7 protein-coding genes, 1 tRNA gene and 2 pseudogenes are annotated in these 8,026 nt (G+C 64.2%); 3 read left to right on the top strand and 7 right to left on the bottom strand.

The features are described from left to right. Window positions 1-64: 64 nt before the first annotated feature. Window positions 65-955 carry a helix-turn-helix domain-containing protein gene (locus tag KVT32_RS24435; protein WP_217618953.1) on the bottom strand — a complete coding sequence of 297 codons (891 nt, stop codon included), beginning with the start codon at window positions 953-955 and terminating at the stop codon, window positions 65-67. A gap of 172 nt (window positions 956-1,127) precedes the next feature. On the opposite strand from KVT32_RS24435, the gene KVT32_RS24440 reads away from it, so the two are divergent. Beyond that, window positions 1,128-2,033: a DMT family transporter gene (locus KVT32_RS24440; RefSeq protein WP_152383130.1), complete on the top strand. Its 906-nt coding sequence runs from the start codon at window positions 1,128-1,130 to the stop codon at window positions 2,031-2,033. Window positions 2,034-2,046: 13 nt separating this feature from the next. Here KVT32_RS24440 and KVT32_RS24445 read toward each other — a convergent pair whose 3' ends face one another. The 4 genes and pseudogenes from KVT32_RS24445 to KVT32_RS24460 form a co-directional block, all read right to left on the bottom strand. Further along, a complete protein-coding gene (locus KVT32_RS24445; RefSeq protein ID WP_217618954.1) occupies window positions 2,047-3,243 on the bottom strand; it encodes an aminotransferase class V-fold PLP-dependent enzyme in 1,197 nt (398 codons plus the stop codon). A gap of 25 nt (window positions 3,244-3,268) precedes the next feature. Next, window positions 3,269-3,742: a RidA family protein gene (locus KVT32_RS24450; RefSeq protein ID WP_128829732.1), complete on the bottom strand. Its 474-nt coding sequence runs from the start codon at window positions 3,740-3,742 to the stop codon at window positions 3,269-3,271. Between the two features lie 161 nt (window positions 3,743-3,903). Next, window positions 3,904-4,107 (bottom strand): annotated as a pseudogene (locus tag KVT32_RS24455) (LysR family transcriptional regulator); the annotation flags it as partial. A 169-nt stretch (window positions 4,108-4,276) separates the two neighbouring features. Continuing rightward, window positions 4,277-4,352 (bottom strand) — tRNA-Asn (locus KVT32_RS24460). A gap of 181 nt (window positions 4,353-4,533) precedes the next feature. On the opposite strand from KVT32_RS24460, the gene KVT32_RS24465 reads away from it, so the two are divergent. After that, window positions 4,534-5,922 (top strand): GntP family permease, encoded by a 1,389-nt coding sequence (locus tag KVT32_RS24465; RefSeq protein WP_217618955.1) that lies wholly within the window; start codon window positions 4,534-4,536, stop codon window positions 5,920-5,922. 84 nt (window positions 5,923-6,006) lie between these two features. Here KVT32_RS24465 and KVT32_RS24470 read toward each other — a convergent pair whose 3' ends face one another. Continuing rightward, entirely contained in the window at window positions 6,007-6,417 is a 411-nt protein-coding gene (locus KVT32_RS24470; protein WP_217618956.1) for a hypothetical protein, read from the bottom strand. Continuing rightward, window positions 6,417-7,493 (bottom strand): PAAR domain-containing protein, encoded by a 1,077-nt coding sequence (locus KVT32_RS24475; RefSeq protein WP_217618957.1) that lies wholly within the window; start codon window positions 7,491-7,493, stop codon window positions 6,417-6,419. Before KVT32_RS24475 ends, KVT32_RS24470 begins: the two co-directional genes overlap by 1 nt. On the opposite strand from KVT32_RS24475, the pseudogene KVT32_RS24480 reads away from it, so the two are divergent. After that, window positions 7,492-8,026 (top strand): annotated as a pseudogene (locus KVT32_RS24480) (hypothetical protein); the annotation flags it as partial. The gene KVT32_RS24475 and the pseudogene KVT32_RS24480 sit on opposite strands and share 2 nt — an antisense overlap.

The following is an 8,026-nucleotide window of genomic DNA, read 5'->3' on the forward strand; positions in this document are numbered from 1 at the left end:
CCGCTAGGGCGATGCGCCATTGTAGACCGCGTGTTGCGGCCGGCGGCATCCCGGATGGGCGGGGTCAGTGGCTGGCGCGCGCGCTGCGGTACTGGCCCGGCGTGACGCCGATGGCATCGCGAAAGACACGGGCAAGGTGGCTGGCGCTGCCAAAGCCGCTGGCTTGCGCAATGGCTGCCAGGTCGCCTTTGCCGGCCGTCAGCAGGCTTCGGGCGCGGGTCAGGCGCCGGCCGCGCACCCAGGCATGCGGCGGCTCGCCAAACGAGGCATGGAACATGCGGGCAAAGTGATACGTGGACAGCGCGGCGACGCCTGCCAGTTCGTCCAGCGTCAGGGGATCGGCCAGATGCGCGTCCACATAGTCCATGACGCGGCGGCGCACGCCGGGCGCCAGGCCGCCGCGGACCGGTTGCGGGGTCTTGCGCGTGACACCCTGCGTCAGCAGGTGGTGCAGCACGGTCTCGGCGGCGCTGCTGGCGGCCAGCCGGTCGGCGGGCTGGTTCCAGTCCGTGCCCAGGAGTCGGCGGCAGACGTCGATCAGCGAGTCGTCCTGGATGTAGGTGCGGTCGCGCAGTTCCAGCGTCCGCGGTTCGCAGTCCAGCCGCATGACGGCTTCGCGGGCCAGCCGCTGCGGGGCGATGTACAGGTGCAGGAAATGCACGTTGTCGTTCATGCTCCAGCGGGAATGGTGCTCGGCGGGCAGCACGCAGAATTTGCCCGCGCCGCCATGCAGCGAGTCCTGGCCCACGCGAAACGACCGGTCTCCGCCCCGCAGGTACAGCGACAGCGTGTGATGGCCGGGCGTTTCGTAGCCCAGCGTTTCGCGGGCGGTGCGCGACCACTGCGAGATCGCCATGCCCTCGCCCAGCGACGCGGCGCGCTCGAGCGTCGCGGTCGAACGCGACAGCGTGCGGAAAACAGAGAAATCGGCCGGAGCCGTAGCGGGGGTGCCCATGGAAAGGAATGCTACTCCCGTCCACCCGCGCTTGACGCGCCCGATTCGGACAAAAGCGCAAGAACCGGCAATCGCGGCGTGGCATCGGGGCGCACACTGGATGTCCGGCGATCAAACATGGCCGCCGATGTCCGTATCAGCACTTCGCGTGGCCTGCCGCGCCCGTCGCATCATGAATCTTTCCCTGTATCTGCTCACCGTCCTGATCTGGGGCTCCACCTGGATCGCCATCAAGCTGCAGCTTGGCGTGGTGGCCATCCCGGTGTCGATCTTCTACCGCTTCGCGCTGGCGGGCCTGCTGCTGTTCGTGGCGCTGCTTGTCCTGCGCAAACTGCAAAAGCTGGACCGGCGGGGTCATTGGCTGTGCGTGGGCCAGGGCCTGTGCCTGTTCTGCCTGAACTTCCTGTGCTTCTACTCGGCCACGCAGTGGATCCCCAGCGGCCTGGTGTCGGTGGTGTTCTCGGCCGCCACGCTGTGGAACGCGCTCAATGCGCGGCTCTGGTTCGGCACGCGCATCGCGCCGCGCATCATGGCGGCGGGCGCGCTGGGGTTTTGCGGCCTGGTGCTGCTTTTCTGGCCGGAACTGGCCAGCCAGCAGGCCAGCCACGAGACGCTGCTGGGCCTGGGCTTTGCGCTGCTCGGCACCCTGTGCTTTTCCACGGGCAACATGCTGTCGTCCCTGCAGCAGCGCGCGGGCATCCGGCCGCTGACCGGCAACGCCTACAGCATGCTTTACGGGGCGGGCATTCTGCTGGCCGGCTGCCTGGCCGCGGGCGTGCCGTTCAGCTTCGATTCGTCGCCCGCTTATGTGGGCGCGTTGCTGTACCTGGCCGTGGTGGGTTCCGTGGTGGGCTTTACCGCGTATCTGACGCTGGTCGGCCGCATGGGGCCCGCACGGGCCGCCTATTGCACGGTGCTGTTTCCGGTCGTGGCGCTCAGCATATCGACGGTGGTCGAAGGCTACCGCTGGACACCTTATGCCATCGCCGGCCTGGCGCTGGTGATGCTGGGCAACCTGCTCGTCTTCACGAAATGGTCGCCGTTTTCCAAGCGCCCGGCGCTGGCCGGCCGCGCCTGAGCCCATTGCCGCGCTAGGCCGCCAGCTTGCGCAAGGCCTGCAGCAGGCGATCGATTTCGTCGCCGCTCGTCAGATAGCTCACGGACGCGCGGGCAATACGGTCCAGACCACGGGCCTGCATGTCCAGCGGCGTGTACGGCACGCCGTTGCTGCCGATGGTGATGCCCTGAGCGGCCAGCGCGCGCTGAACGTCGGCCGCGTCCTGTCCGGCCAGGTTGAAGGCGACCAGCCCTGATTGCTCGCGCCCCTGGTCCAGCACCGACACGCCGGGAATGGCGGCCAGTTCGGCGCGCAGCGCCTGGGCAGTGGCGTCGATGGTGGCGCGGATCGTGTCCAGGCCCAGATCCAGCGCTTCGCGCAGGGCATTGGCCAGGCCGCAACGCAGCGCCAATGAATTCTCGGCGGATTCCAGGCGTGCGGCATCGGCGCGCAGCACGGGTTCCCCGTCCACGCCCAGCGGCGCGGAATGCGTGTCCACGAAGGCGGGCGTGAGCCGATCCAGGAATTCGCGCCGCACGTACAGCAGCCCGGTGCCGCGCGGTCCGCGCAAGGCCTTGCGGCCCGCGCCGCTCAGCACGTCGCAACCGACCTGCCGCACGTCGATGGGAATCTGCCCCACGGCCTGGGCGCCGTCCACGAAATAGGGAATATCGTGCTTGCGCGCCACGCGTCCGATCGCGGCGGCCGGATTGATGAGGCCGCCGTTGGCGGGCAGCCACGTCAGCGCAATGACCCGTACCCTGTCGTCCAGCATGGCTTCCAGCGCCTGCGGGTCCACGCAGCCGCTGTCGTCCGAGGGGATGGTCTCCAGCGTGGCGCCCGCGCGCTGCGCGATCAGCCGCATGGCCGCCAGGTTGCCGCCCCATTCGTGACGGCCCACCAGGATGCGGTCGCCGGGCCGCCAGGCCGGCAGCGCCGCAAAGGCGGCGCCCCAGCCCGGCGAGTTGCCGCCGGTCAACGCGATCTCCTCGACCTGCGCGTTCAACAGCTGTGCGGCCAGCGTGCGGGCCGCTTCGGTCAGGTCGCGCGCCGCCACGCCCGCTTCCATCGGACCCTGCGCCGCTTCACGCTTCAGATGCGCGTGAATGGCCTGGATCGAGGCCGTGGACGGCAAGGATGCGCCGGCGTGATTGAAATGCACCGAGCTTTGCGTGCCGGGCGCGTGGGCGCGAAGCGCCTGGATGGCGCTCGGGGTCAGGGGGGCGGTCATGGCGGTTCCTGTCGGGTGGGGCGTATCAGGCCGGGGTCAGCGCGATGACGGCCTCGACTTCCACGGACACGCCCTGTGGCAGGGCGGCCACGCCGACGGCGCTGCGCGCATGGCGTCCGGCGTCGCCGAAGACGTCGACCATCAGGTCCGACGCGCCGTTGGCGATGACGCTTTGGCGATTGAAGTCCGGGGCGCTGGCGACGAACACGCCCAGCTTCACGACACGTGCCACGCGGTCCAGACGGTCGCCCGTGGCGGCAGCGATCTGCGCCAGGATGCCCAGGGCGCTGGCGCGCGCAGCCTGAACGCCGTCGGCGTCAGACACCTGGTGGCCCAATTGGCCCAGATACGCGGCCTTGCCATCCTTGCGGGAGATCTGGCCCGAGATGTAGAGCAGGTTGCCCTCCTGGACAAACGGCACATAGTTCGCGGCCGGGGCGGAGGCGGGATCCAGGGTCAGGCCAAGCTCGGCAACGCGGGCGGAAATGCTGCGGGTCATATCGAATCACCTATGAAAAAAGGGAAAGCGCGTCTTGACGCTCCCCCGATGCTATCGGCCGCGGCGTGGCCTGACCAATCAATTCTTGCGAAGTAGGTATGAGTAAAACTAATGTGTGTGCGCCAGCCAGTCGTGCAGCGCCTGGACCGGCGCGCTCAGTGGCCCGCTTCGGTCAGCGCCACGGCGCGTGTGCGCCGTTCGAAGAGCGCGACGCCCAGTTCTTTTTCCAGGCGCTGGATGTGATGGCTGATGGCGCTTTGCGTGACAAACAGATCTTCCGCGGCTTGCGAAAAGCTTAGCCGCCGCGCGGCCGCTTCGAAGGCGCGCAGGGAAACCAGGGGCGGCAGGGATCGCGATGAACGCATCGGTGTGCAGGGCGGGAAGGTGCGGACCCGGGCCATGCTACGCGATGCACACGGCTTGGCAACCTGGGCGTCGACAACCCGGGCCCGGACGGCAGCTTGGCGCGCCAATGCAAAAAGCCCGCAAACACGTTGCGGGCTTTTTTAAGGGTACTGCGGTACTGCAAATTCTTGGCTCCCCGAGCTGGGCTCGAACCAGCGACCTGCGGATTAACAGTCCGTCGCTCTACCGACTGAGCTATCGGGGAACAGGTAGAGGGGGCGAATTATGCACAAAAAATCGGAAGAATGCAAAGCGAGGCGGAAAATTGCGGTTTTGGCTGGTGAAGCCGGCCCTGTTTTTCAAGCTTGCCGTCATCCCGATCCCGTATCATGGCCGCCAGAAGAAGGAAGGCTCGCAACCTCTCTCGTCTTTTCTGGGTTCACGTCATGTCTTCGTTCGACATTCAATTGCTGCTCACCGCCCTGGTGAGCGTTCTGGTCCTGGTCGCGCTGATCGTCTCGCGTCTGCGCATGCATCCGCTGCTGGCGCTCCTGATCGTATCCATCGGCGTCGGCTTTGCAACGGGCATGGCCCCGGGCGCCATCGTCAAGAGCCTGACGGACGGCGCCGGCAAGACGCTGGGCGCCGTGGGCGTGGTGATCGCGCTGGGCGCCATGCTGGGCAAGATCCTCGCGGATTCAGGCACCACCGAACGCCTGGCCAACGCCATCCTGCGCCACACCTCTCCCCGGCTGATTCCGTGGGCGATGACGCTGGTGGCGTTCGTCATCGGCATCCCCATGTTCTTCGAAGTGGGCCTGGTGGTGATGCTGCCGCTGATCTTCAGCGTGGCGCGCAAGCTGGAAAGCCAGGCGCGCTTCAAGGGTTCGGCCTACGTGTACGTGGGCGTGCCGGTGATTTCCGCCTTGGCGGCCATGCACGGCATGGTGCCCCCGCATCCCGGCCCGCTGACCGCCATTGCCACGCTCAAGACCACGGTGGGCCCCACGATGATCTACGGTTTCATCGCGGCGCTGCCGGCCATGATCTTCGGCGGGCCGCTCTATGGCGCGTTCATCGCCCCGCGCATGACGACGCGGCCGGACGAGGCCCTGCTCGAACAGTTCACGGCGTCCGCCGACAGCCCTGGCGGCAATAACGCGCCTAGCGTCGGACTGGGCGTGCTGGCGGCGTTGCTGCCCGCCCTGCTGATGCTGGTTCACGCCGTGGCCGAAATGCTGCTGCCCAAGGACTCGAGCGTGACGCACGTTGCCGCGTTCCTCGGCAACCCCGTCGTCGCGATGCTGCTGGGCGTGCTGTTTGCGGCCGTGATGCTGGTCTTCCTGCGCGGCGGCGACGCGGAGAAGCTGCGTGGCGCGCTGGGCCAGAGCTTGAAGCCCATCGCCGGCATCATGCTCATCATCGCCGGCGGCGGCGCCTTCCAGCAGGTCCTGACGAACGCCAAGGTCGGCGACGCCATCGTCCACCTGACCCACCAGTTCGCTTTCCCGCCGCTGATCCTGGGCTGGCTGATCGCCATGCTGCTATCGGTCTCCACCGGCTCGGCCACGGTCGGCATCGTCGGCGCCGCGGGTTTGCTGGCGCCACTTGCGGGCGCGGACCCCACCCTGAATTTGCCGCTGCTGGCCCTGTCCATCGGCTGCGGTTCGCTGTTCTTCAACTACGCGAATCACGCCGGATTCTGGATGGTGAAGGAATCGTTCGGCATGACCATGGGCGAAGCCACGAAGACGATTTCCGTCGTGCAGTCGATCGTGTCGGTGGTGGGGTTGGTGATGGTGCTGCTGTTTAATATGTTGCCGGCGCTGGGGTGATGCGGGTGGGGGCGGATGCGCGTCAGGCGCGAGCCGCCTTTTCACGACGAACGCCGGGGGTCATGGATGAACCCCGGGCGCGACTCAGCGCTTGGACGCGGGCTCGCAGGGTGGGCTCGGCTCGGTAAAGCGATCAAGGAATCCGTGGCGCGTCACTATCCGTTCAATTTTTGCGCCAGGCCCGATGCAGACGTCGATTCGCCTGAATGGGTTGGTGATTTCGAGCGAGTCAGTGCTTTGGCTGGGAAATGTCAGCAGCAGCCACATGTCGGGCTTTGGAAACATGGCCGTGTATTGGGCCGACGTCTCGCCCGGGCTCATGCCAAATTTCGCCGTGTTGTCGTTGTCGTTAAAAAAAACGCCAATTCGGTCAGTCGCCCGCTGGGAGTAGTGCAACACCACGATCGGCGAGAACGTACCCCACAACGCGATGCAACTCCAAAGCACCGCAAGAATTCCGACGATACTTCCGAAGAATTTTAGTAAGAAGCGCATTACGTCCCTTTGCGATCGCAGTTGTGGATCTCTTTGGCGTGATGCTCAACATTCCCCCAAGGTAACGGTACGGCCTCAATGAATTGCAGGAGAGTTGCTGTCGTCAGTTCGTGGGGTTTGGCCCGATCATAAAGATTGCAGCCCAACTTGATCGAAATATGATCTGGCACATCGTCAGCGCTGGCTGGCCAGGGCCCATTTTCAGGATGGTTTTGCATGGTTGGCCATCGCGTTTCCTTCAGGGCATTGTAGGTGTCCAAAAGCGCCTGTGCGATGCCTGCCGAATTGATGAGTTCGGCACTATCAAAGCCGAGCGCAACGCCCACATATCCATAATGGATGTTGGACCAGATGTCATAGTAATAGTCAAAAGAGCCGTACTTCTGCCAACCTTTATTGAGGCGGGAACCAAGCATTCGCCGCAAAATGGACTTGTGGTCCCAGGGGCGACTTGGGCCGATGATGTCGGCAAAAAGCATGTACGCGGAAAGCTGCTGTTCTACCTTCCTCTCGATGTAGGTTTTACGCGCTGACAGCCTGAGATACCAAGGTGCATTTTCCAGTTCTTTGTAATACGCCCTGATGTCGTAGTGGTTGGCGTCATGGATCTGTCGACCGCGAATGGAAAATGGATTGGTCTTCATCTCACGGACGATGTACTCGGCCAGCTGTATTGCCGTGTCAGGGTGATCACAGCCGGTGCGTTGGTGTTCGTTGGAGAGCCTGTGCCCCGAAAAAGCCTGATCTGTCAGCGAGCTTTCCGTGGATACGCTACGGTCGACCGATGTACTAACGATGCCACCTGGATCTAGGTACACAACCGCAAAAGTTTGACTCGCGATCAGCGAAGCGCCGCATGACGTTTTCATGCCGTCGACTGCAACGAAGCTATCGTCGATAGCGAAAGTGGCGACACCTTCGGCGATGGGAAAAACGCCCTCGCAGCGAGGGCAAGTCACCATGTGCCCCATTCCCGCAGCGGCACGGCCAAGAACGTCATAGGAGGAGAACCCCTCCGTCACCGCTCCTCCATGCGTGGTCTTGTCGCCTACACGAACAATCGGGCGGCCATTCATGATTAATCCTTCGGGATTCGCAGAGCGCTTAGAACTACACTGCGTCGAACGGCGGACAATCAGAAGAATTTGGAAAACGCATCGAAGGCGGGCCGCCGGCCAATGGGGCGGCGATCCAATGCAAAAAAAAGGCCGATCCACAAGGAATCGGCCTTTTTGCTGGGGTATTTCTCTGGTGCCGGTGAAAGGAAGCGCGGAGCGCGCCAACGGTTTTCAACCTACGCCAACCTACGCCAACATTCGAGGTAAAGTTCGATTCCAATTCTGGATATCGAATCAACACTTTCCAGCAGTTTCCAACAGTTTTGCCGGTCTGATTACGCCAAATTCACGCCGGTGGAGGTACCGTATGGCGTCTTACCGAAAGCGCGGTGATAAATGGCGCGCCGAGGTCTTTAAAAATAATGTGCGCGAAAGCCAGACCTTTGACACGAAGCGCGAAGCTGTCGAATGGGCGCAGAGGCGCGAGGCCGAGTTGTCCGCCGTGAAGTCGGGCAAGGTAATCCGTAAAACGCTGGGAACAGTGATGCAAC

Source organism: Achromobacter sp. GbtcB20, assembly GCF_019091095.1.
GTDB classification, from domain to species: Bacteria; Pseudomonadota; Gammaproteobacteria; order Burkholderiales; family Burkholderiaceae_B; genus Achromobacter; species Achromobacter mucicolens.